The organism is Streptomyces sp. NPDC104106, from assembly GCF_055584345.1.
Map to the genome: position 1 here is coordinate 258,075 of NZ_JBVJMF010000012.1, position 20,867 is coordinate 278,941.

Genomic DNA, 20,867 nt, shown 5'->3' on the forward strand with positions numbered 1-20,867 from the left:
CCGCGCAGCGGGGGAGCGTGCCGGGCGTCGCGACGGGGCGAACGTCGCCTGCCCGGGCACCAGGGCCGGTCGGCGAGCTGCGGAAGCCGTGCGGCCGGCGCTGCGGGAGCGCGGCGTAGGACTCCGGCGCGGTGTCGGTGACCGGGTCCGTCCGCAGGGCCCCGCGGCGCGGCGTCTCGCGGACCGGTGCGCGGCCGATGCCTTGGCGACGGCGGTCGCGGGCCCTGGCGGTGCGCGTGCCGGTGCGACGACCGCCTGTGAGGAGGGCGCGGTGCTCAGTCGTGCCGGGCCGTCGCTCTGGTCAGTACCTTCAGCGCGACCACGGGATGGAACAGCGCCGCCGGCGGGGCGAGCATGTTCACCACGCGGACGAAACTCGCCCACACGGCGGGATCCCGCACCGCCACCTGGAAGAGGCGGGGTTGTACCAGTGGGCGAAGCGGACTGCGGGGGTCCGGCCGTCCGGGTGCCACATGAGGTCCGCGGTGGCGGACAACGTCCAGGGGCCGCGCAGCAGGCGGCCCAGCTTCTTCTGGAACGTCCCGGCCAGTCCGTCCGGCCGGCCGGAGGCCGCGCGCCGGGCCAGCATGCGCTGGAGGAGTTCCGCCTCCAGCGCCGCGACCGTCTGTCCTTGCGCGTAGAGGGGGTTGAAGGCACAGACGGCGTCGCCGAGCGCGACGAGCCGGTCCGGCCAGTCGCCCACCGCGTGGTACAGCCGCCACTGGTTGCCGGTGGTGCTGTGGCGGCGGGTGGGCTCCTGGGCGGTGCGGCGGCCGATGTGATCGGCGGGCGAGCCGCCGACCGCGACCGCGACCGGGCCCTGCGCCTCGCCCTGCTCGGACTCACCGTCACCCTGGCCGTGTTCGGGCTGCTGGCCCGCAGCGCCACCGCCTCGGTGATCCTCGTGTTCCTGATGGGGGTGGCCGGATTCGCCGGCGTCCCCGGCATGATCACGCGCGTCACCGACTTCGCCGGCGGCGCGGCACTGGCCGCCAGCGCCAACGTCTCCGCCTCCAACATCGGCAACGCGCTCGGCGCCTGGCTCGGCGGACTGACCATCACCGCGGGCCTCGGCAACACCGCCCCGCTGTACGTCGGCGCCGGCATCACCCTGGCCTCCGTCGTCATCACGGCCCTCGCCGCGCACGGAGCCAGGTCGTCGGCCCGCCGGACCCGCCCGGCCACGCCGCTCTGACCGCCGACACCCCGGCGGCCCGCCCGCGCGACCGGCGTCCTCGCCCCGCGCCGGCGGGCGTCGGCGCCTACGCGGAGCCGCTACGAGGGGCGGGGCCATCAGGGTGTTTCCATGGGGTGTCGGGGAGGCGGTGGGAGCGCGCTTGGACATGCTGGGCCGACAGTGGCGCTCATCTTCACCGCGACAAGGAGCACGGTATGGCCTCGGACTCGGTCGAACGCTTTCTGACGGCCCTGGACCCGGAACACCGGGACGCGGTCCGCGACAGGCCTCGGCAGGAGCAGGAAGACCTGGCGGCGGCCTGGGAGCGGGAGCTGGCGTCGGACGACGAACTGGACACGCTGGACGAGCTGTCCCCGTCGGCGGCGGAGGCCGAGGCGGCCCGCCGCGTACTGGAGCGTGAGACCGACTAGTTCCCCGGCAGACAGCGTCTGCCTGCCGGGGAGCGGCCTCCGGTGCGGGCCGTCGGCGTGCCGTCGGAAGTCATCGCACCGGGCGCACATGGGCTTTCGGCCGGTGCGGCGAGGGAGCGTGCCGGGCGTCGCGACGGGGCGAACGTTGCCTGCCCGGGCGCTAGCCCCCGGCGGGTACCGCCCGCAGCACCTGCTCCAGCGTGGTGGCCGGATGGCCGGTCAGGTCCTCGATCGCGCTGGTCACTCGGGCGAGGGAGCCGTCGGCGATCGCGGTGTAGGTGGAGACCCAGGCGTCGAGCTGCCAGTCGGGAGCGCCGTGTCCGGCGCGGGAGGCGTAGGCCTCCTCGACGGTCTCCGGTACGTAGGAGACCGGGCGCCCGGTGACCGCCGTGAGCGTCGACGCCACCTCCGCGAGGCTGAGCGCCGCGGGGCCGGTCAGCTCGTAGGCGCGGCCGGCGTGCGGGGCCGGATCGCGCAGGACCGCGACCACCGCGTCCGCGATGTCGTCCTGTGCGACGACGGCGGCCCGACCGTCACCGGCGGGGCCTCGGATCACCCCGTCGTCGCCCACGAGGCCGGGCATGAAGTCGGCGTAGAGGTTGTCCCGGAGGAAGGTGAACGGCACGCCGCTGGCCCGGATGTGCTGCTCGGTGTGCCAGTGGTCCCGGGCGAGGGTGAAGGTCGCGTCGGCGGCGGCGCCGTAGAAGGAGATGTAGACCAGGTGCGCGACGCCCGCCTCGGCCGCGGCGTCGACGAAGGTGCGGTGCTGGAGGAGCCGGTCCGGGGACTCCGAGGCGGAGACCATCAGGACGCGGTCGGTGCCGCGCAGGCCGCGCAGGAGGGCTTCGCGGTCGCCGTACGCTCCGGCCGCGACGGCCGCGCCGGGCAGCCGCGGTGCGCGGGCCGGGGTGCGGCACAGGAGGGTCTGTGGGGTGCCGGCGGCTGCCAGGCGGCGGGCGACCCGTCCGCCGAGGCGGCCCGTCGAGCCGGTGACGGCGTAGGTGGCGTCGGTGCTGGCCATCGTCGTTCTCCTCGGTGCGGTTCCGGACGCGTTGTCGCCTGTTGCGGCAGAGTAGTCGCCGGATGCGGCCGGACCCGGCACCGCACCGCGGCCACGGGGATCAGGGCGGATGACGTGAGGACCGAGGAGGCCCTGCGCCGGGCACTCGTCTTCCACCGCCTGATCGACGAAGCCGGGGCCTTCGCGGCCGGACTCCTTCCCCACGGCCGGTACCCGCCACGCCGATGCGGGTCGCGGTCACGACGACGGCGGTTCGAGGCGGGCGGCGTCGGCGGCCAGCTCCTCCGCGGCGGCATGCTCGCCGACGGCGTGCAGTGCCGCGACCATGATCCGGCGTGCGCCGACGAGCTGGACGGTGCACACGGCCCTGCGCGCCCGCCGGCATCGGCTGGCTCCGCCCGTCGACCTGGTGACCAAGGTCTCCGACTTCCACGACCGGGCCCGGGGAGCCGCCGTACTCGCCATCCAGGTACTCGTCCTGGGAGCGGCGGAGGGATGAACGCGGGGGCGACGGGGGTCGCGGGGGACGAGGTCGTCGACACGGCCGTCCGTGGCAGCCACGCCGGCAGGTGTCCCGCGCACGCAGGGCCGCCCCCGGTCGGCGGGGGCGGTCCTGCGTCATGCCTGCGTCACTGTCCGCCGTACTTCCGGCTCATGCTCTCGTACACCGCCTTCGCCTCCTGCCCCAGCGGCGGGCCCGCCAGCCAGGAGTGGTCCGCCGGGCCGATCGAGGTGTTCGACACCAGTACGGTCCTGCCGTTCACCACCCGGAACCAGCCGCCGCCCGACGAACCGCCGGTCATGGTGCAGCCGATGCGGTACATGTCCGGCAGTCCCGGGCCCATGGCGAGCCGGCCGGGCCGATCGAGGCACTTGAACATCTGCAGTCCGTCGTACGGCGGCGCCGCCGGGTAACCCCAGGCACCCAGCTCGGCGATCTGGTTCGCCGAGGGCGCGGAGAAGTCCACGTCGAGCGCCGCGCCGACGGTTTCCTCCAGCGACTTGCCGCCGCCGTTCTCCGGCTTCACGTGCAGGATCGAATAGTCGTACGGGGACCCGTCGTTGCCCACCTCGGCGCCCCGCTGGATCCATTCGTTCGAGGTGGAGACCCAGTCCGCCCACCATGTGCCGTAGGGGGCGACCTCGGTGGCGCCGGCGGTGCGCATCTGCGCCGCGGAGTCGCCGTCGTCGTTGTACGACGGCACGAAGGCGATGTTGCGGTACCAGCCGCCGTCGCGCCCGGCGTGCACACAGTGGCCGGCGGTCCACACGAGGTTGGACCGGCCCGGGTGGTTGACGTCCTTGATGACCGTGCCGGAACAGACCATCGGGCCTCGGGGCGAGTCGAAGAAGACCTTGCCGACCGGGGCGGAGTACTTGTGGTAGGGGGTCTTCTCGGCCACGGCCCGCACGGGCCGCGGGGCCGGATCGCTCAGGCCCTGGCCGGCGTAGGCGTCCTTGGTGGAGACCGTCTTGTCGGCCTCCCGCGCCGACTGCATCCGCTCCGGCTTCCACAAACCCTTGATCACCGGGTTGACGAAGTCCTTGGCGTCCCTGAGCCACGTGGACCTGTCCCAGTTCTTCCAGCCGCCGTTCTCCCACTGGGAGACGTCGATGCCGTGCTCCTTGAGCTTGTTCGCGAGGCCGGCCGGCACCTGGGCCCTGCCCCCGGAACTGTCGCCGGACTGGGAGGCGGTGGCACCGGAGGCGCTGTTCGCCGTGTGCGAGCCGGTGCCGCCGCAAGCGGTCGCGGTGAGTGCCAGGGCCGCCACGAGCCCGGTGGCGGCGAGAACGGTGCGGTGCCGTTCAGGCCGGCGCGCGCCGGGCACGGATATGGAACGCATGGTGCGATAACCCCCGTTGAAACGTGTACTTGGTCGGCCGCGTCGGCACGGGCCGTTGCTGAGCGCGGTCACGCGCGGTGCGCGCACGTCCGGAAGGAGCACCTCTTCACGGGTCCTCTTTCGCGCGCCACCCCACTATGCCCGTGGAGTCGAGGGCGAACGGAGGTGAGATGGTGAAGGTTCCCGGCAGGCGTGGGCGACACGGCGTCGGGCGATCGGCGGACTGACGCCCGAGGACCGGCTGATGCACCGGGCCGGGGGCGGCGGCCGATGTGTGAGGGGCGGGGCAGGAGCCGGGGCACGGGCGCAGCGGGCGTGGGACCGGCGGATCACGCCCACGGGTCGGGGGAGCCACCCCGGTGACGGCGTTCCTGACGTTCTCGCTGAAGCCGCCGACGGACGAGGCCATGAGCACGGTGGTGCGGCTCGGGTCGCGGGCGTAGTGTGCGCGCAGCCGTGCTTCCCACGGGCCGCCTAGGCCCAGCAGGACGGCCAGGGGCAGTGCCCGCTCGTAGAACTCCAGCGCTTCCTGGTCCGGCGGCAGTGGATCCTCCGCCGCGAGCAGCGTGTCCATGGCGGAGCCGAATTCCCTGGCGCGCTCGGCCAGTTCCCGTCCGAGCGCGGTCGGCTCCGGCCTTTTCCCGCCGACGAGAGACCGGACGAATCCGAGGACCATCCCGGCCGGAAGGACCACCAGCCCCGCGGCCAGCACGGCGGCAGACGGCTTCACCAGGGCACCGAGGAGAAGGAGTCCGGTCAGGACGAGCGCGCAGAGGGTGACGAGTGTCCAGCGCCGCAGCCGCCGGTTCGGTGCGCGCCACGCGGCGGTCCTGCCCGTCTCACCCAGCCGCCGCCGTACGGCATCCGATACCGGAGACCGCGGACGCTTCCGGCCGGCCCGTTGCATGGTGCCCCGCATGCGGGGGCAGAAGTCCGCGATCAGACGTTCCTCGCCGTCCGCGGGATCCCCCCGCATGAGGCTCCACAGGCAGGCCTCGTCCGGCGGCAGCGAGGGCACGCCGGTGCCCTGTGTCTGCCGCACCCATGGTCCTGGGCTGATCCGCACCCAGCCCCGCGTGGCCCATGTCATCACCTGGGCGCCGACGGTGCAGGCCACCGGCCGGCCCAGCAGAACGCCGTGCTCGAGAACACCGGCCTCAGCCAGAAGTCCGTCCAGCGCCTCCCGCAGAGGGCGGACAGGATGGCCGGTGGTCATGGAAGTCCCTTCTCGAACGATGCGGGGGAACTGTCGGGGTGGGCTCGCCTGCCGCGCCGTTCGTCCGCGGCGCGACGGGAGGCCGGTGGGGGGGGTCATGTCGTGCCCGGGCATGCGGTGGTGAGCAGGGCGGTGACGGCGTCGGCGCAGCCCCAGCCGAGGGTCACGCCGGCGCCGCCGTGGCCGTAGTTGTGGACGAGCCGGGTGCCGGGCAGGGAACGGGCGTCGGTCTCCAGGCGGACACCACCGCGGCGCGCCGGGCGCAGACCGGCTACGTGACCGACGACCTCCGCGTCACGCAGCTCGGGTACGAGTTCCGTGCAGCGGTGGAGGATGGCGCGGGCGGTGTCCGGGTCGGCGCGGGTGTCCCAGCTGTCCGCGTCGAAGGTGCCGCCGAGGACGACATCGGTGCCGCGCGGGTGGACGTAGGTGTACCCGGCGGGGTGGTCCTGGACGCGCAGGCAGCGGCGCAGGCCCGGGTTCCGGACCAGGACCAGCTGCCCGCGCACCGGGTACAGCGCCGCGTCGTCGCACAGCCGACGGGCGCCCAGCCCGGTGGCGTTGACCACGGCCGGCGCCCGGTCGCGTGCTTCGTCCAGGGAATGCAGCCGCTGACGGATCACGGTCCCTCCGCCGCGCCGGAACCGGTCGAGCAGCCAGGGCAGGTACACCGGCATCTCGACCAGAGGGGCGGTGAACTCCCAGCCGTCGGCGTACCCCGGCGCCAGTTCGGCCGCATCCAGGTGCCGCAGTCCGGGGACAGCCCCTGCCCACGACGGCACGGCCGCACTCGCCCGGCGGTACGACACCATCGACGTGGGGCGCATGGACACGCCGGGAACCCCGTCCGCGGCCTGGCGGGCCAGCTCGGTGAAGGTACTCGCGGCCCAGGCCACCGCCCGGCGGTCCGCGTCCATTCCGACCGGGTACCACACGGCCGCTGCCACGGCCGACACCGTCGACAGCACAGGGTCGGCGGACACCACGGCCACCCGCAGGCCCTCACGCTGCAGGCGCAGCGCACAGGTCAGTCCGATGATCCCGCCCCCGACAACCACCACGTCCATGTCCATGTCCATGTCCACCGCGAACTCCCCCTTCCACAGACCGTCCACCGTCATCACGGCTGAGTCCAGGCAAGCCGCCATGTGCGGCAGGTGTCCAAGACGAGTTCTCCCAGCTGCGATAAGTGCCACTTATCATCGGCGGATGGACCTGCGTCGAATGCGCTACTTCGCCGTACTCGCCGAGGAGTTGAACTTCACCCGGGCCGCACGGCGGCTGCACATCGCGCAGCCTGCGCTCAGTCAGCAGGTCAAGGCCCTGGAACGGCAGCTCGGCGCCCGGCTGATCGAGCGCGGCAACGCAGGCTGCACGCTGACCCCGGTCGGCCTCGTGGTGGCCGAGGAGGCGAACCGGGTGCTGGAGCAAGTGGCGGCGGCCGACGCACGGATCGCGGCGGTGGCCCAGGGACGTCGGGGGCGGCTCAGCCTGGCCTACACCCGTTCCGCGCGCGGTGGCGTGGCCGACGCGCTGATCGGTGCCTTCCGACGGCGCTGTCCCGACGTGGACGTCACCTTGCAGACGGGCTTCACCGCGTACAACGTCGCCGAACTCCTCGCCGGGCGGCTGGACGCGGCCTTCGTCCGCCCGCCGCTCGACATTCCGGAGCTGGCCTGCCGCGTCCTCGCCGAGGAAGAACTGCTCCTCGCCGTCCCCGCGGACCACCCCCTCGCCCGCACCTCGGCCAGGGTCAGCCGACGCCGGATCAGGGACGAACCAGTCGTCCTGTGGCCCCGGGAGAACGGCCCCGGCATGCACGGCCGGATCACCGGACAACTGTGGCCCGGTCACCAGCCCCGTATCGTGCGCGAGGAGCCCGATGACGAGCAGCTCCTGCTCGCCGTGGCGGCCGGTCACGGCATAGCGCCCATCCCCGAGGGCCGGGCCCGCACGTTCCGCATACCCGGCGTCCGCCTGCGCCACGTGACCGCCCCCACCCCCACCGTCACCCTCGGCCTGGCGCACAACCCGAGAACCGCCTCCCCGGCCGTTCAACTCCTGCTCGCCACGGCGCATCCGGCGGCATTCAGCGGTCCCCCGACCGAGACGACAGCCAGTCACACCAGTACGACGTGACGCCGGTCGCCGACCGCCCGGACCGGCGCCTCCGGTGCCGTGTGCGGATGCGGTGGACGCCCGGTGGCCATGTGCTCCTCAACGGCGATGACCCTCATGCCCGTCGCCCGCCGTCGACCGACATCGCGATCCCGGTGACATAGGACGCGGAGTCCGAACAGAGCCAGACCGCTGCCGCGGCGGCCTCCTCCGGGGTGGCCAGCCGGCCGAGGGGCGTGACCGCCTCCTGTCGCGCGATCATGTCGGTGCCGGCTGCCACCAGTTCGAACCCGGGAGTACGGGTCGGGCCGGGGCACACGGCGTTGACCCGGATGCCGTCCGGTGCGTAGTCGACCGCGGCGACCTTGGTGAGCCCGACGATGCCGTGCTTGGCGGCCACGTAGGCGGGGGCGGTCGGGATCGCGTACAGACCGCCGTTGGAGGCGACGTTGACGATCGCGCCGCCTCCGCGACGCCGCAGCGCGGGCAGTTCGTACTTCATGCACAGGAAGGTCCCCGTCAGGTTGACGCGGACCACGCGCTCGAACTCCGCCGGGTCCATCTGGTCGAGCCGACGGTGGTGCGAGGCCAGGCCGGCGTTGTTCACGGCGAAGTCGAGGCCGCCGTACACCGCGGCCGTGCGCTCCACGGCCGCCCGAACGGAGCGTTCGTCGGCGATGTCCACGGTCACGTCCAGGGCCTCCCCGCCGTCCTTCCTGATCATCTCGGTGGTCTCGGCCGCCTTGTCCGCGTCGATGTCGAGCACGGCCACCGCGGCGCCGCTCCGGGCGAACTCCAGCGCCGCCGCGCGGCCGATCCCGCTGCCGGCACCGGTGACCAGGCCCGCCTTTCGGCAGACGCCGCTCATGCCGGCGGCTCGTGGTTGGCCCAGCCGACCTTGTACGGGTGCCGCGCCTGCCAGTGGTCGATGACCTCGTGTATGCCGGGCGCGGTGAACGCCTTCGCCAGTGCCTCGGTGTCGGCCACGGTGACCTGCACGATCGCCGTCGCGATCAGTGCCTCGATAGCCTCCTCGCCGGGGACGGGAATGTGGCGCCGGGTCACGACCGACTGCACGAAACCGCTGTCGAGCATGACCCGTTCGATGTCCGCGAGATATTGATCGAGTTCGACGTCGGGCAGGTGCTGGTCGAAGGAAACTATCATCGTGTGGTTGATCATGCGTCGATTCTCGACGGCCCACACCGCCCGTGTCCAAGACCTGTTTGGCAACCAGCGATAACCTTCAGGCATGATCGACTTGGAGACCCGCGAGCTCGAGTACTTCATCGCGCTCGCCGACGAGCTGCACTTCGGGCGGGCCGCCGTCCGGCTCTCCATCGCCCAGCCGGCGCTGTCGAAGGCCATCCGGCGGATCGAGACCCGGCTCGGCGTCCCGCTCTTCGATCGCTCCAGCCGGCATGTCCGGCTCACCCCGGCCGGGAGGGCGTTGCAGGAACACGGCCGGCACGCGCTGAACGCGGTCAGCGCCGCCGTGAGGTACGCCCGGCGCGCCGGCGGCGCCCAGGCCCACCTGCGGCTCGTGCTCAAGCCCGGTGGCGACGCCGGCCTGCTGTCCGGGATCCTGGCCGCGTACGCGCACCAGCCCGCGGCCTGCCAGGTGGACATCCTCTTCAGCGGCCCCACCGACCGCGCCGACTTCCTGCGCGACGGACGGGCCGACGTCGGCCTGCTCTACGCGCCCTTCGACGACCTCGACGGCCTGGCCCACGAGACGCTCCACACCGAGGGCCGCGTGGTCATCGTCCCGTCGGGGCACCGGCTGTCGGAGCGCCCGTGCGTGCGCATGGCCGATCTGGAGGGTGAGACGCTGCCGCCCTGGAAGGGAGTACCGGGCGGCGACGGCACCGGTCCCGAGGTCGCCGACGTGGTCCAGACGCTGCAGATGATCAGGTTGGGCCGGATGATCGGGGTGCTGCCCCGCTCGCTGGTCGATCCGGTCCCGGCCGGCCTGGTCTGCGTCCCGGTGACCGACGCGCCGCCCAGTCGCCTGGTGCTCGCCTGGAACGAGCGGGACCGCCGGCCTCTGGTCGCCTCGTTCGTGGCCGCCGCCACGCAGGCCGCGCCGGCCCACGACCCGATCGCGCCTGGACGCACCTGACGCGCCGCCCCGTCCGGGCGACGGGCGCGCGTACCGCGGGGCGTCCGAAGACCGGGGCGGGCGTGCCGGCTTCGACAGTGGTGCCCACGACGGCCGGCAGCGTCACCGACCGCCCAGGCCCGGTGGCTCGCCCGGCACCTCGCGAGGCGGCCTCGGCGCCGTCATCGCCGGCTTCGGATCGTCGCGCGAGCGGGTTCGCTGCGCTCGACGAAAGAAGCAGGCCCAGCCGGAGAGGATCGTGCACCGGGTACGTCCCGGCGGGCCGGTGGCGCGCCGTCGCCGAGCCGCCGCTGACGCGCACGCGCTCGCTCACCGACTGCCCCGCCCCGGTCACCTCGCCTCATGGGTGAATCGCGCCAGCTGGTCCTTGACCCAAGGGTCGTACGCCGCAAGCCGCCGGGCGGCTGCCGGGTCGAACAGGGCCAGCTGGCCGGCGACCCAGGGATCGATGTGCCGGTGGGCGGCGGGCTGCCGGTCGGCCGTTACGGGGGTCTGCACGGAAAGGGACGCTGTCGGCTGCGGGGTGGCCGCTGCTGCCGGGCCACCGGTGCCGAGCAGTGCGCCTGCGACGATCATGAGGGGGACGCCCGTGATCGCAAGGCGCCGCATCGGCTTGCTCATGTCTGGCCTCCAGTTTCATGGGGCGGCGTATCCGAAATCGGAGTACGTCATTCCGGTCGGTGCGCTTACCCCGCCCGACGCGCGGCACACCCCGGCTGCCGCAGTGGGTGACTCAGCTCGGGCTCGCGGGCGCCGGGAAACCGTGAGGTCAGGCCGTGGCCTCGACCAGCCGCTTCATCCCCGGCTGGTCGGTCACGCAGCCCACCAGGCCGAGCGTCCGGGCCAGCGCCAGATCGCGTTCGTCGTTGACGGTCCAGGCCATCACGTCGATACCGGCGGCACCGCACTTGTCCACGATGGCCCGGTTCAGCTGGCGCAGCTCCACGCTGACCAGCGTGGAACCGACCTTCTGAGCGCGGCCGACGAAGGTGTCGCGGTGCGCGCTGGGGCCTGCCACCAGCACGGTGCGGGCCCGCGGCAGCAGGTGGTGGATCTCGATCAGCGCCACGTCGTGGAACGACAGCACCGAGACCCGGTCCAGGAGGTCACGGTCGGTGAGCACCTTGGCCAGCGACCGGGCGGCGGCCACGTCCTTGATCTCCGCCTGGATCGGCAGCGTCGGCCCGACGGCGTCCAGCACCTCCTCGAACGTGGGGATGCGCTCGCCGAGGCCGGCGTCGAGCTTCTTGAGCTTGCGCAGATTCTGGTCGGCGATCGGACCGGAACCATCCGTCGTACGGTCCAGGGTGTCGTCGTGCATGACGACCAGCTCACCGTCCTTGCTCAGGTGCAGGTCCAGTTCGATGCCGTCCAGACCCTCGCGTTCGGCCCGCAGGAAGGAGCGCAGGGTGTTCTCCGGCTCGGCGGCCATGACACCGCGGTGGCCGATGGTGAAGAAAGACACTCGGTTGCCGTCCTTGGGTGTGGTGATCCGGGGCAGCCGCACGAGGCCGTACCCCTCGCCGGGCGGCGGGCGACCGCCCGCCGCAGCGCCCAAGCCTAGTGGGCCGGTCCGGCCGCGGCTCGGCCCGCCCCGGCCCAGGCACGGTCGCCGAAGCGCCGCAGGCCCTCACCCCGCCCTGCGACACGACACCGGCCTCGGGCGCGCGGCTGGGACGAGGACGACCGGCGAAGGCGGCGGCGCGCCCGTCGACGGACAACCACGCGGATCGACAGCGCGTACACGCGTTGCAGCGGGGGTCGGCTCACAGCGTCCCCTCGTCAGGCCGCAGGAGCGCCCGGACCGTCCTGAAACGGGCATCCTCGGACAAGAAGCAGCTGACCTCCGCGCCCAGGAGGCGTGCGTACACCAGACCGCTTCCCTCCTCACCTGCGAGGGCCGCGTTGCCGAACCGCACGCCGCAGTGCGGGTCTTGCACGTCGATCACCAGTTCCTCGTCCTCGGTCACGGACAGCCGTAGCGTCATCCGCGACGGCGCCTCGTCAGCGGGCTGGGCGAGTCTGACGGAGTCGTGCGCGAGCCGGGACAGCACCTCGATCGCCGTGGCGATGTCACCGGGCCACCTCAGCAGGGTCAGGCGCATGCGGGCCTCGCACCGAAGCCGCCGCAGGCTCGCCGGGGTCATGGCATAGGACCGGGCCCACTCCCGGTCGACAGGCGCGCCGCGGCCCGGCTCCGGATCGGCTGCGAGCACGCCCGGGGCCGCCAGGGCCGGCTGCCGGGGCGCGCGGGGGCAGGCGGCGAATGCGGGGAGGCTCAGCAGCCACTCGCGCAGCGCCGTCTGCTCCGCACGGGTGGCCGCCACCTCGCGCTCGGTCGGCACGACCAGCCCGGCGGCCCGGCCCGTGGCGAGGAGCCGTTCAGCGGTGCACCAGCCCGTGCGCCGGCGGGCCGGGACACGCAGGGGTGCCAGGTCGTACACCTCGTACGCGACGGTCCAGCCCTGCCGTGCGGCGAAATCGCGGAGGGACGCGAGTGTTTGGTTGGCGATACGGGAGTTGGCGCCCGTCGTGTAGAGCACGACGTCGGTACGGGCCGCGGTGCCCTCCCAGCGGGTGTGGGAGCGCGCGGCGAGCGGGGTCCGGCGGGTCATGCCGTCAGCTCCAGAGCCTTCAGGTGATCGTTCGACGCGGTGCAGCCGAGGCGGTCCGGTCGCGGGTGGTGGCGGGACCGGCCCGGGCGACGGGGTGCCGGACGCGGCGCGTGCTCAGCGTCGGTGCCGCCCGAGGTGGCGGCTCCATGGCGGTGTCCTCTCCCGCCATGGAACCACGGCGCTCGTCCGTGGCCGTCGTACGCCGGTCCCGCACGAGCGGACTACCGCTTGATGGCCACGCCCGTCCACAGGCTGACCTGGGCGTCGGTGGGCGTGCCGTCACTGCCGGTTGCCGCGGGCCGCCAGCGGTGGCCGACGCTGACTCCCGGCTCGATCAGGTCCAGCCCGTCGAAGAAGCGGGCGACGTCCTTCTGCGCGCGGAACTGCACCGGAGTACCGGCGTTGGTGTAGATGGCGGTGACCTTCTCCCAGGTGGCGGGGTCGAAGTCGGGCGTGCAGTGGCTCAGGGCGAGGGCGCTGCCCGCCGGGAGGGCGTCGAGGAGCCGGCCGACGATGCCGTACGGGTCCTGCGCATCGGTGACGAAGTGCATCAGCGCGTTCAGGGACAGGGCGACCGGCCGGTCGAAATCGAGGACCTCCGACGCCTCCACTGCGGCCAGCAGCGAGTCGGGATCGTTGACGTCGGCCTCGATGTACGTCGTACGCCCCTGCGGTGTGCTGCGCATGAGGCGCTCGGCGTACTTGAGGACGAGCGGGTCGTTGTCGGCGTACACGACCCGGGCCTCGGGCACCACGGACTGGGCCACCTGGTGCAGGTTCGGCTCGGTCGGGATGCCGGTGCCGATGTCGAGCCACTGCCGGATCCCGTACTCCTGCGCCAGGACACGGGTGGCCCGGTGCATGAACGCGCGGTTCTCGCGGGCGCACACGAAGATGCCGGGATAGGCGTCGGCGACGGCCAGGGCGGCCTGCTCGTCGACTTCGAAGTGGTCCTTGCCGCCGAGGTAGTAGTCGTACATCCGGGCTGAGTGCGGCCTGCTCGTGTCGAGGTCCCGGCCAGCCTGCCTGGTGGTCATTCTCTCCCCTTCAAAGGTGTGCGTCCGTCTGCCCGTGGGCCGGGAACGGGACCGTTGCGGCCCCTCCCGCTCGTCGTCGGTTCATCCGGCCGTCAGATGATCGGCCAAGCCCTGTTTGACCCCGCGGACGAAAGCGGTGATCTCCTCGGGCGTGTAGATCAACGCCGGTCCGGCCGGGTCGGTCGACTGCCGTACGGCCACGCGGCCGTCGGCGAGCTGCTTCGTCTCCACGCACTGACCGCCGTTGGGTCCGCTCCACGGACGTTCCCAGCCGTGCTCCCCCAGCTCGCAGGCCGGCATCCCGTTGTAGACGCGCTCGTCGTTGGTGGTCATGAGTACTCCTTGCGCATGCGGTTCAAGAGCGCCTTGCTGTCCTCGGACGACGTCAGCAGCGACATGCGGGAGTGCGCCTCGAGATGGGCAGCGACGTCCGCCCGCTCGTCCAGGTAGACGGAGGCGGACAGGAGTTCGCTGTAGACGACGTCGGGCAGCTCCGGCTCCTCGAACCGGAAATAGGTGAAGGGGGCACACGCCCCGACATGGGCACCCGCGGAGAAGGGCACGACGTCGAGGCTGACGTGGTCCAGCTCGGACACTTCAAGGAGACGGTCGATCTGCTCCCGCATCACCTGGGGGCCGCCGACCGCCCGGTGCAGGACGGCTTCCTCCATGACCACCCACAAGGTGGGGGCGTCCGCCCTGTCCAGCAGGCTCTGGCGACGCAGCCGCAGTTCCACGCGCCGCTCCAGCTCCTCCTCGTTGCCGTTCGGGAACCCGCCGCGCAGGACTCCGCGCGCGTAGTCGCGGGTCTGCAGCAGGCCGGTGACGTAGTGGGGCTCGTAGGTGCGCAAGGTCTTGGCGCTGGTTTCCAGGCTGACGTACGCGGTGAACCAGCTGGGAACGACGTCGCGGTAGGCGTGCCACCAGCCGGGCTCGTTGGCCCGTTCGGCCAGGGCGACGAACTCGTCGATCTCCTGCCGGTCCGCGCCGTACGTCTCCAGGAGCTTCTCGACGTAGAGAGGCTTCAGCGCGACCTCGGCCTTCTCCAGCCGGCGGATCGTCAGGGGCTTCACGCGCAGCGCCCTGGCCGCGTCCTCCAGCGAGGCGCCCGCGTTCTGCCGCATGTCCTGCAACCGGCGGCCGAGGATCATGCGCAGAACCGTGGGTGCGCTGACGCCGGAACGGGCTTCACTCACGCCCAACCTCCTGATGTTCTGTCACCGGAGCGATTGTGACAGCGACTTGATGAACAAGCCAGGCCGATACGGTCCCGGTGAAATTATCAGGGAGCCGGTTGCAGCATGACCGCGAGCACGAGCATAGTTGACCCCGTGAGCGGCAACGTCGCGGTCGTGATGTGGCACCAACCTCGCCTCGCCCGAGCGAAGTTGGCGCCGCCCGTCGGTTTCCCCGCCACGGACTTCCGGGTGACCCCCCGCTCCCCCCACCGCGCCCGTCCCCCTTGGAAGGCGACATCCGTGACCCTCCGCACGACCGCAGCCCAGGCCGTGGCCGCCACCGCGCAGCGCCGGGAGTACTGGTTCGGCCTGCCCGCCCTGCGCACCAGCGTCAAAGCCGCCCGCGACACCGTGCGCGACCGACTCTGCGCCTGGCACGTTCCCGGCGACCTCTGCTGCGACGCCGTGCTGCTCGTCTCCGAGCTGATCACGAACGTCGTGATCCACACACACAGCGGCCACGTCCTGTGCGGCCTCACCCTGAGCGAGGGCGAACGCCTGCGCATCGAACTCCACGACGACGGCCGCACCCCGGTCCGGCCGTCGAACCGCCGGGCCGGCCCTGACGAGGAGAGCGGGCGAGGCCTGCTCCTCGTCCAGCAGATCGCGGACCACTGGGGTTGCGCCCGCTCGACTCGCGCCCAAGGCAACGTCGTCTGGGCCGAGTTGGCGGCTCCCGCCTGACGTCACCGACGCCGGGCAGGGCCTGGCCTACCGGAGTGCCCAGCGGGAAGGGTGACGGGCGCGGTGCGCGAGCAGCGTCCGCTCGGCGTCCGCCTCTCGCAGGGGACCCGCATGACGCACCCGATCCCGCCCCGGCGCCCACCTGCCACCCGGAGGCGGCCCGTGTCCCGTCATCCGGCGCCTGGTCCCGGTTGCCCGATGTTGATGTCACCGTAGATGTCGCGGGTCTGGATGACGGTCTGCTGCCGACCGCCCGAGACCTCGTTGTCCACGTTGCCGGAGCCGGTCCGCACCGCGCCATGGGCGTCCTGCCGCCAGGCCCGCAGCGCGTCGGCGAACGCGGCGTCCTGCCGGGCCCGTTCGGCCAGCACCTGCGCCAACCGCTCGGCGCGTGCGGCACGGTCCGCCCTGCCGACGGCCGTGGCGAGGGCACTCAGTTCGCCCTCGCCGTACGGTTCCCCGTCCGTCGTCCCGCGCCGGACCAGGTCGCGCAGGGACCCCCATATCTGCTGCCCGGCGGCACCGGCCGTGCCGCTCGCGAGTGCCATCAGCAGTTCCGGCGCTATCGGTTCCATGAACACCTCTCGCGCTCGCCCGGACCCGCCTCCGGAGCAAGCGTAGGGCAACGGCCGCAGGGTGAGCGACACTTGATGAGGAGGCGACTACTCGAACGGGTGGGCCGGTGCCGCGTCCAGGGCGGCGTCCACTCGCCGCCAGAACTCCTGGAAGTCCTCGGGCCCGTCGCTCCCGCGTGAGTAGCCCACGGAGAGTTTCTTCAGCAGGGCCATGCACTCGGGCGTGGTGAGGACCATGAACTCCCAGCGCTCCCCGCCTCCCGATGCCGCCGGAACCGCGCGGTCGCGCCCTTCCGCCAGGGCGCGACCGAGCATGTTGAGGTCGAGCAGGTTCTCCAGATGCCTCTCGTCGGGCCGCTTCTCGCTCCGCATGCTCTCGATGGCCTGGTCGATGCACCACTGGAGCGAGTCGTAGTCCTGTATATCCAATTCGATCGCGTACGTGAATTCCTGGGTACTGACCCGGTTGTCCCGTACTTTCCGGAGCCAGACGGGCGCGTACTTCCCCGCCGGCGCCACCGAGCGGGGGTCGGTGCGCAGCTTCGTCGCGAGTGCCCGCAGATTTCCGTCGCCCACGCTCTCCTGGTACTCGAAGGCGACCGCCGGAAGTGTGACCTGGGTGGGGTGCAGCGTGCTGAAGTGCTGGAGGACGGCCGCCTGCGCACCCTCATCGAGGGTGCCCCACTCCCCGTAACTGCCGCCGAACGCCTCCGCCAGTGCCCACAGGCACGCGGCCATGGCGCTGGCCTCGCTGCCGCGCCACGCGTCGTTCAGCCATTGTCCGTAAGCGTCTCGTGACGTCATCGCATCCCCTACGGTCGCCTGTACCCGCCCGGTCGGCTGTGCGTGCTTCTCCCCGAACTCCCGGCCTCCTGCCAGCGGACCAAGCCCGAGGAGCAATCTCTTGCGCAGCCCCTCGTACCGTGCCCGCCCCGCGTCATGACCGCCGTGGGCTGCCTTCTCGTACCACCTCAGGGCCTCCGCCGGATCGCCGAGCCGCTCCTCGTAGAGGCGCCCCAGATACAGGGCGCCGAAGGCGCTTCCGCGCGTCGCGGACCTGGTGTACCAGCCTTTGGCCGTCCCGATGTCCTCGGCGGACGGCTCCCTGGGCTCTGTGCCCCGCATCAGGCTCGGCAGCCGGCCCTCTGCGATGAGGCCCACACGCGCCATCGCGTCGGCGTTGCCCGCCTCGGCGGCCGCGCGGTGCAGGAGTTCGATTCTGTCCCGGTCATCGTCGGTGCGCTCGTCCCAGCCGAACTCGAGCTCGCACGCGGCTCGATAAGCCTCGTCGGCCTGCTCGCGGCTGAGCAGCGGCGCTGCGGCATCGAACAGGGCGGGCGGGGGCGGCCCCGGCGGGCGGTCCGCCAGATCGTCCGGGAAGTGGAAGTGGATCCCGCCGAGGATGACACCGGCCTGGATGATCGAGGTCGCCTCGGAATGCGACACGTCGTTGTGCACGGAACGCGGGTCCGGTAACCCCGCCCCTCGTGCCGCATCGCCCATGTGCCACCTCACGACAGCGGATCTCTCTCACGGTATGTCGTGGGAGTGCTCCCCACTGCGACGGCAGGGAAACCGCTCGTGTCATCCGGATCCTCGGGCGCACACGTTCCGCGTCCCGCCTCGACGGCCCGCCGGCCAAGTAGCCTCGCGCAACGGCCGGTTGCGGCCGTCTGGGACCGGCCGGGGCGCGGACGTGCGGAGGCTACCGGCTGTTCGCGCTTCGTGCGGCCGGGCGCCGGCCCCACGGTTTGAAGACGGACAGGACGACGTTGGCGAGGTACAGCAGGAGCGCGACGGAGGGGACGATCACCATGTTGTAGCGGATGAATCCGAGGTTCATGGCGGAGACGGGACCCACCGGGTGCCGGGCCACGGCGGCCACCGCGTCGTGCAGCCGGGCGGTGAGGGCGAAGATCGAGGCCGCCGTGGCCGCCAGGGTCAGCCAGAACTTCGTGGCGACCCAGGGGTACCGGAACAGGCCCCACGGCGTGCCGAGCGCCAGCACCACACCGCTGACCAGCGTGAGCAGGCTCAGGGGGATGATCAGGGCGTCCCCCAGCATGCTCATCGCCCGGTAGGCGGTCCGCACGGTGTCGGCGTCGTGCGTGGCCAGCGCCGTGGTACCGAGGGTCAGCAGGCAGAGCATCAGGGCCAGCCAGCTGACGGAGACGACCACGTGGACGACGACGACGCTCTTGCGCGCCCTGGGCGGCAGCAGGCGGCGCGGATGTCGCTGCGTGCCGTGCCGGGCCGGTGTCACCACAGCCGGTGGCGGAGGCGGCGGCGACGTTTCGGCGGAGGGGGGCATGCCTACCTCGATCAGGTCAGGGAGTGCGGGTGCACGTCCCAGGTTGGGGTGTCCCGGCCGTGCGGGGCGTCCGCCGGCGGAAGTAACCCCGGCTGCTCCGCGGCGAGTACGGTGCCGGCCGCCCCCGTGCTGCCGGCGTTCGTCCCGTGCCCGATCGCGTCCGTGCGCAGGCACGGCAGCCAGGTCCGGGCCGGCGTGACGTCGGGCAGCAGCCGCCATGCGGAGCGGATCCGCTCGGCCGGCAGCCGGGGCTCGACGCCGGGCAGCGCCTCCCGTCCGGGCACGGGGACGCCGGCGGCCACGACCAGGAAGGGCCCCTCGGCCGGCAGGCCGAGCGCGTCGGCGGCTTCCCACAGGGTGGTGCGGACGGTGAGCACGCCCGTGAACAGCGCCTCGACCAGCACGGAGCGTTCGCGGTCGCGTTGGAGGAGCAGTTCGGACGCCGTCTCCCAACGCCACGTACGGGGACACGCTCACCGACGCTGGGCCACGACAGCTGTTCCGCCGCGCCCTGGATCGAGGGGCTGCTGCCGGCCTCGCCCACGCTGTCGCTCCACCCGAACGCCACGGGTGAGCGCGTCATGGCGGACGCCGTGCTGGGCGTTCTCGGCCGCTGACGCCGCCGGTCCGGGCCGTGCCGCACGGGCCGGGCCCGCAGCCGCCCGACGGCATGTCGCGGTACTTCCAGTGGCTCGCTCAGCGCCGCCGGTGCGCGAAGAGGAACGCCCGGGGAGAACTCTTGTCGAGGTCGACGTCCATCCGGACGTCGACGCCGAACCCCGCGTCGCGCAGCCGGGCCGCCACCCGCTCGGGCCGGCGGCGATGGACGTGGACCCGCATCGGGTGACCGCCGTAGCCCTCCGTCTTCAGCGTCGATCCGTCGCCGGCGTGGAAGCCGAGCAGCAGGGGGGGGCGCCGGGGCGCAGCACGCGCCGGAAGTGGCCGAAGACCGTGGGCACGGCGTCGTCGGGAACGTGGATGAGCGACCAGAAGGCGAGCAGGCCGGTGACCGGGTCGTCGGCGAGTGCGAGGTCGGTCATCGAGCCCACCTCGAAGCGCAGGCCGGGGTGGTCCTGCCGGGCCAGGTCGATCATCGCGGGGGAAAGGTCGATGCCGAAGGCGTCCACTCCCAGCTCCCTCAGGTGGGCGGTCACGTGGCCGGGGCCGCAGCCCACGTCCGCCACCGGTCCGCCGCCGGCGGCGCGCACCGCGCCGGCGAACAGCGTCAGGGCGGTCCGGAGGTAGGGCGCCTTGGCCAGCGCCTCGCGCACCAGGTCGGCGTAACCGGCCGCGACCGTGTCGTAGGAGGTCCGGGTGTCCGCCAGCCAGTTGTCCGTGTCCGCGCCGGGTCACGGTAGTGGAGCGATCGGAGGCGGGCGCGGGGCACGGGCCTTCGTCTCAGGTGTCCCGGTGCTGGCTGCGAATCCTGGCGGCCACGTCGTTCTGCTCCGTCTCCCACCACGGGCGTACCCGCTCGGCGGACGCGGCGGGAGCCGGGGCCTGCTGGGGGTGGTCGAAGGCCGGTGCCGGCAGGACGGCCGGGGCGAGTTCGGCGTCCAGACGGCGGTCCAGCGCGGCGTTCTGGGCCCGCTCCGCGCGTGCCCACTGGTAGAGCAGGGCCAGCAGGAAGGGCAGGGCGACCAGTTCGGCGATGCTGAGCATCGCGCCACCGCCGATCTGCTGGTCGTGCCGGACGTCCCGGGACCAGGTCGGCGCGTGGTGCAGGTACCAGGCGCCGGCGATCAGCGTGCCGTGCGTCATCACCACCACGCCCGGGACCGCGTCCACGATGCCGTCCAGGAAGACCAGGGCCGCGCGGACCGGGTGGGTGCACCAGCGCGGCAGTGTCTGCTCGTGGGTCAGCATCGGTACGACGAAGAGGCAGCCCGCCACGAGCAGGTGCAGATACATCACCTCGTGCAGCCAGCCCACGCGCAGCGCGGTGGCGAAGTACGGCGTGAAGTACACCGTCAGCTCCGTGACGAGCACCAGGGCCGTGCTGACGAACGGGAACGTCAGCGCCCGCACCAGCCTGCCCGTCATGGCCCGGCGCATCCGCCCGGCGGCGCTCTCCGGCAGGGCCTCGACGGCGAGCCGCAGCGGGTCGCCGAGGGCGAGGCCCAGGGGGGCGACGAGGTCCAGGAGGATGTTCTGCACGGCGGCCGGCCAGAACAGCACGTGGTCGTAGACGGCGAGCGCGGACATCGTGGCCACCACCAGCGCGCCCAGGCCGAGCAGCGTGAAGGCGGCCACGCGGACCGCCGGCCACGGCTCGCCCCGTGCGCGCAGCCGCGCCAGGCCCCAGCCGTAGAGCGCGCCCAGGGCGATGACCAGCAGCAGCGCGGGGACGTCGAGCTGCCACGTGGACAGCAGACGTCCTGTGGTCAGCTCCGGAAGCTGACCGGCCGACAGTGCGGTCAGCGCGTGGCCATCCATGCGGTTCGTCCTCCTTCGACTCGGTACGCGGGGCTCGGCGCG

General features: G+C 72.7%; 25 protein-coding genes and 2 pseudogenes. 6 read left to right on the top strand and 21 right to left on the bottom strand.

From position 1 onward, the window contains the following. Positions 1-358: 358 nt before the first annotated feature. Positions 359-703, bottom strand: coding sequence for a hypothetical protein (locus ACZ60X_RS27195; RefSeq protein WP_469603554.1), 345 nt, complete (start codon positions 701-703; stop codon positions 359-361). Between the two features lie 75 nt (positions 704-778). On the opposite strand from ACZ60X_RS27195, the pseudogene ACZ60X_RS27200 reads away from it, so the two are divergent. Then, positions 779-1,195, top strand: a pseudogene (locus ACZ60X_RS27200) (MFS transporter); the annotation flags it as partial. Positions 1,196-1,392: 197 nt separating this feature from the next. Next, a complete protein-coding gene (locus ACZ60X_RS27205) occupies positions 1,393-1,608 on the top strand; it encodes a hypothetical protein (protein ID WP_469603557.1) in 216 nt (71 codons plus the stop codon). 160 nt (positions 1,609-1,768) lie between these two features. On the opposite strand, the gene ACZ60X_RS27210 is transcribed toward ACZ60X_RS27205, so the two are convergent. Then, entirely contained in the window at positions 1,769-2,629 is an 861-nt protein-coding gene (locus ACZ60X_RS27210) for an SDR family oxidoreductase (RefSeq protein ID WP_469603559.1), read from the bottom strand. A 237-nt stretch (positions 2,630-2,866) separates the two neighbouring features. Continuing rightward, positions 2,867-2,992 (bottom strand): hypothetical protein, encoded by a 126-nt coding sequence (locus ACZ60X_RS27215; protein WP_469603561.1) that lies wholly within the window; start codon positions 2,990-2,992, stop codon positions 2,867-2,869. Here ACZ60X_RS27215 and ACZ60X_RS27220 point away from each other — a divergent pair. After that, positions 2,985-3,128: pseudogene (locus tag ACZ60X_RS27220) on the top strand (MarR family transcriptional regulator); the annotation flags it as partial. The gene ACZ60X_RS27215 and the pseudogene ACZ60X_RS27220 overlap by 8 nt on opposite strands. Before the next feature lie 130 nt (positions 3,129-3,258). On the opposite strand, the gene ACZ60X_RS27225 reads toward ACZ60X_RS27220, so the two are convergent. The 3 genes from ACZ60X_RS27225 to ACZ60X_RS27235 form a co-directional block, all read right to left on the bottom strand. Further along, entirely contained in the window at positions 3,259-4,473 is a 1,215-nt protein-coding gene (locus ACZ60X_RS27225) for a trypsin-like serine peptidase (RefSeq protein ID WP_469603563.1), read from the bottom strand. 106 nt (positions 4,474-4,579) lie between these two features. Then, positions 4,580-5,689 (bottom strand): hypothetical protein, encoded by a 1,110-nt coding sequence (locus ACZ60X_RS27230; protein ID WP_469603565.1) that lies wholly within the window; start codon positions 5,687-5,689, stop codon positions 4,580-4,582. 95 nt (positions 5,690-5,784) lie between these two features. Further along, a complete protein-coding gene (locus tag ACZ60X_RS27235) occupies positions 5,785-6,810 on the bottom strand; it encodes an FAD-dependent oxidoreductase (RefSeq protein ID WP_469603567.1) in 1,026 nt (341 codons plus the stop codon). Between the two features lie 88 nt (positions 6,811-6,898). Here ACZ60X_RS27235 and ACZ60X_RS27240 point away from each other — a divergent pair, with 88 nt between their 5' ends. Next, positions 6,899-7,828, top strand: coding sequence for a LysR family transcriptional regulator (locus tag ACZ60X_RS27240; RefSeq protein WP_469603569.1), 930 nt, complete (start codon positions 6,899-6,901; stop codon positions 7,826-7,828). A gap of 94 nt (positions 7,829-7,922) precedes the next feature. Here the strand turns inward: ACZ60X_RS27240 and ACZ60X_RS27245 are convergent, their stop codons facing one another. Both ACZ60X_RS27245 and ACZ60X_RS27250 read right to left on the bottom strand, forming a co-directional pair. Next, positions 7,923-8,675 carry an SDR family NAD(P)-dependent oxidoreductase gene (locus ACZ60X_RS27245; protein ID WP_469603571.1) on the bottom strand — a complete coding sequence of 251 codons (753 nt, stop codon included), beginning with the start codon at positions 8,673-8,675 and terminating at the stop codon, positions 7,923-7,925. Beyond that, positions 8,672-8,989 carry a hypothetical protein gene (locus ACZ60X_RS27250; RefSeq protein WP_469603573.1) on the bottom strand — a complete coding sequence of 106 codons (318 nt, stop codon included), beginning with the start codon at positions 8,987-8,989 and terminating at the stop codon, positions 8,672-8,674. The genes ACZ60X_RS27245 and ACZ60X_RS27250 overlap by 4 nt, the downstream gene beginning before the upstream one ends. Positions 8,990-9,059: 70 nt before the next feature. On the opposite strand from ACZ60X_RS27250, the gene ACZ60X_RS27255 reads away from it, so the two are divergent. Next, on the top strand, positions 9,060-9,929 hold the full coding sequence (locus ACZ60X_RS27255) for a LysR family transcriptional regulator (protein WP_469603576.1): 870 nt from the start codon (positions 9,060-9,062) through the stop codon (positions 9,927-9,929). Positions 9,930-10,259: 330 nt separating this feature from the next. On the opposite strand, the gene ACZ60X_RS27260 is transcribed toward ACZ60X_RS27255, so the two are convergent. The 6 genes from ACZ60X_RS27260 to ACZ60X_RS27285 form a co-directional block, all read right to left on the bottom strand. Beyond that, positions 10,260-10,550 carry a hypothetical protein gene (locus ACZ60X_RS27260; protein ID WP_469603578.1) on the bottom strand — a complete coding sequence of 97 codons (291 nt, stop codon included), beginning with the start codon at positions 10,548-10,550 and terminating at the stop codon, positions 10,260-10,262. A 148-nt stretch (positions 10,551-10,698) separates the two neighbouring features. Next, positions 10,699-11,394, bottom strand: coding sequence for a glycerophosphodiester phosphodiesterase (locus ACZ60X_RS27265; RefSeq protein ID WP_469603581.1), 696 nt, complete (start codon positions 11,392-11,394; stop codon positions 10,699-10,701). 301 nt (positions 11,395-11,695) lie between these two features. Further along, positions 11,696-12,544 carry a hypothetical protein gene (locus tag ACZ60X_RS27270; RefSeq protein ID WP_469603585.1) on the bottom strand — a complete coding sequence of 283 codons (849 nt, stop codon included), beginning with the start codon at positions 12,542-12,544 and terminating at the stop codon, positions 11,696-11,698. Between the two features lie 221 nt (positions 12,545-12,765). Further along, entirely contained in the window at positions 12,766-13,581 is an 816-nt protein-coding gene (locus tag ACZ60X_RS27275) for an SAM-dependent methyltransferase (protein ID WP_469603588.1), read from the bottom strand. An 81-nt stretch (positions 13,582-13,662) separates the two neighbouring features. Next, positions 13,663-13,914 carry a DUF397 domain-containing protein gene (locus ACZ60X_RS27280; protein ID WP_469603590.1) on the bottom strand — a complete coding sequence of 84 codons (252 nt, stop codon included), beginning with the start codon at positions 13,912-13,914 and terminating at the stop codon, positions 13,663-13,665. Next, positions 13,911-14,777, bottom strand: coding sequence for a helix-turn-helix domain-containing protein (locus ACZ60X_RS27285; RefSeq protein ID WP_469603592.1), 867 nt, complete (start codon positions 14,775-14,777; stop codon positions 13,911-13,913). Before ACZ60X_RS27285 ends, ACZ60X_RS27280 begins: the two co-directional genes overlap by 4 nt. A gap of 282 nt (positions 14,778-15,059) precedes the next feature. Here ACZ60X_RS27285 and ACZ60X_RS27290 point away from each other — a divergent pair, with 282 nt between their 5' ends. Continuing rightward, a complete protein-coding gene (locus ACZ60X_RS27290; protein WP_469603595.1) occupies positions 15,060-15,503 on the top strand; it encodes an ATP-binding protein in 444 nt (147 codons plus the stop codon). Positions 15,504-15,673: 170 nt separating this feature from the next. Here ACZ60X_RS27290 and ACZ60X_RS27295 read toward each other — a convergent pair whose 3' ends face one another. From ACZ60X_RS27295 to ACZ60X_RS27325, 7 genes are all read right to left on the bottom strand, one after another. Further along, the gene (locus ACZ60X_RS27295) at positions 15,674-16,078 is read right to left on the bottom strand and encodes a hypothetical protein (RefSeq protein WP_469603598.1); all 405 of its coding nucleotides are present in this window, start codon (positions 16,076-16,078) and stop codon (positions 15,674-15,676) included. Positions 16,079-16,165: 87 nt separating this feature from the next. Continuing rightward, positions 16,166-17,524, bottom strand: a complete 1,359-nt coding sequence (locus ACZ60X_RS27300) for a hypothetical protein (protein ID WP_469603600.1) — start codon at positions 17,522-17,524, stop codon at positions 16,166-16,168. A 259-nt stretch (positions 17,525-17,783) separates the two neighbouring features. Next, positions 17,784-18,344: a DUF2269 domain-containing protein gene (locus ACZ60X_RS27305; protein WP_469603604.1), complete on the bottom strand. Its 561-nt coding sequence runs from the start codon at positions 18,342-18,344 to the stop codon at positions 17,784-17,786. A gap of 56 nt (positions 18,345-18,400) precedes the next feature. Then, positions 18,401-18,793 (bottom strand): hypothetical protein, encoded by a 393-nt coding sequence (locus ACZ60X_RS27310; RefSeq protein ID WP_469603607.1) that lies wholly within the window; start codon positions 18,791-18,793, stop codon positions 18,401-18,403. A gap of 292 nt (positions 18,794-19,085) precedes the next feature. Further along, positions 19,086-19,229, bottom strand: a complete 144-nt coding sequence (locus tag ACZ60X_RS27315) for a hypothetical protein (RefSeq protein ID WP_469603610.1) — start codon at positions 19,227-19,229, stop codon at positions 19,086-19,088. Between the two features lie 26 nt (positions 19,230-19,255). Beyond that, entirely contained in the window at positions 19,256-19,660 is a 405-nt protein-coding gene (locus ACZ60X_RS27320) for a class I SAM-dependent methyltransferase (RefSeq protein WP_469603613.1), read from the bottom strand. 127 nt (positions 19,661-19,787) lie between these two features. Next, positions 19,788-20,825, bottom strand: a complete 1,038-nt coding sequence (locus ACZ60X_RS27325) for a cytochrome c oxidase assembly protein (protein ID WP_469603616.1) — start codon at positions 20,823-20,825, stop codon at positions 19,788-19,790. Positions 20,826-20,867 lie beyond the last annotated feature (42 nt).

Coding starts and splice junctions, on each gene's coding strand:
- ACZ60X_RS27205 (WP_469603557.1), top strand. CDS start 1,393: ATGGCCTCGGACTCGGTCGAACGCTTTCTGACGGCCCTGGACCCGGAA.
- ACZ60X_RS27210 (WP_469603559.1), bottom strand. CDS start 2,629: ATGGCCAGCACCGACGCCACCTACGCCGTCACCGGCTCGACGGGCCGC.
- ACZ60X_RS27225 (WP_469603563.1), bottom strand. CDS start 4,473: ATGCGTTCCATATCCGTGCCCGGCGCGCGCCGGCCTGAACGGCACCGC.
- ACZ60X_RS27230 (WP_469603565.1), bottom strand. CDS start 5,689: ATGACCACCGGCCATCCTGTCCGCCCTCTGCGGGAGGCGCTGGACGGA.
- ACZ60X_RS27235 (WP_469603567.1), bottom strand. CDS start 6,810: ATGACGGTGGACGGTCTGTGGAAGGGGGAGTTCGCGGTGGACATGGAC.
- ACZ60X_RS27240 (WP_469603569.1), top strand. CDS start 6,899: ATGGACCTGCGTCGAATGCGCTACTTCGCCGTACTCGCCGAGGAGTTG.
- ACZ60X_RS27245 (WP_469603571.1), bottom strand. CDS start 8,675: ATGAGCGGCGTCTGCCGAAAGGCGGGCCTGGTCACCGGTGCCGGCAGC.
- ACZ60X_RS27250 (WP_469603573.1), bottom strand. CDS start 8,989: ATGATCAACCACACGATGATAGTTTCCTTCGACCAGCACCTGCCCGAC.
- ACZ60X_RS27255 (WP_469603576.1), top strand. CDS start 9,060: ATGATCGACTTGGAGACCCGCGAGCTCGAGTACTTCATCGCGCTCGCC.
- ACZ60X_RS27260 (WP_469603578.1), bottom strand. CDS start 10,550: ATGAGCAAGCCGATGCGGCGCCTTGCGATCACGGGCGTCCCCCTCATG.
- ACZ60X_RS27270 (WP_469603585.1), bottom strand. CDS start 12,544: ATGACCCGCCGGACCCCGCTCGCCGCGCGCTCCCACACCCGCTGGGAG.
- ACZ60X_RS27275 (WP_469603588.1), bottom strand. CDS start 13,581: ATGACCACCAGGCAGGCTGGCCGGGACCTCGACACGAGCAGGCCGCAC.
- ACZ60X_RS27280 (WP_469603590.1), bottom strand. CDS start 13,914: ATGACCACCAACGACGAGCGCGTCTACAACGGGATGCCGGCCTGCGAG.
- ACZ60X_RS27295 (WP_469603598.1), bottom strand. CDS start 16,078: ATGGAACCGATAGCGCCGGAACTGCTGATGGCACTCGCGAGCGGCACG.
- ACZ60X_RS27315 (WP_469603610.1), bottom strand. CDS start 19,229: ATGCGGGTCCACGTCCATCGCCGCCGGCCCGAGCGGGTGGCGGCCCGG.
- ACZ60X_RS27325 (WP_469603616.1), bottom strand. CDS start 20,825: ATGGATGGCCACGCGCTGACCGCACTGTCGGCCGGTCAGCTTCCGGAG.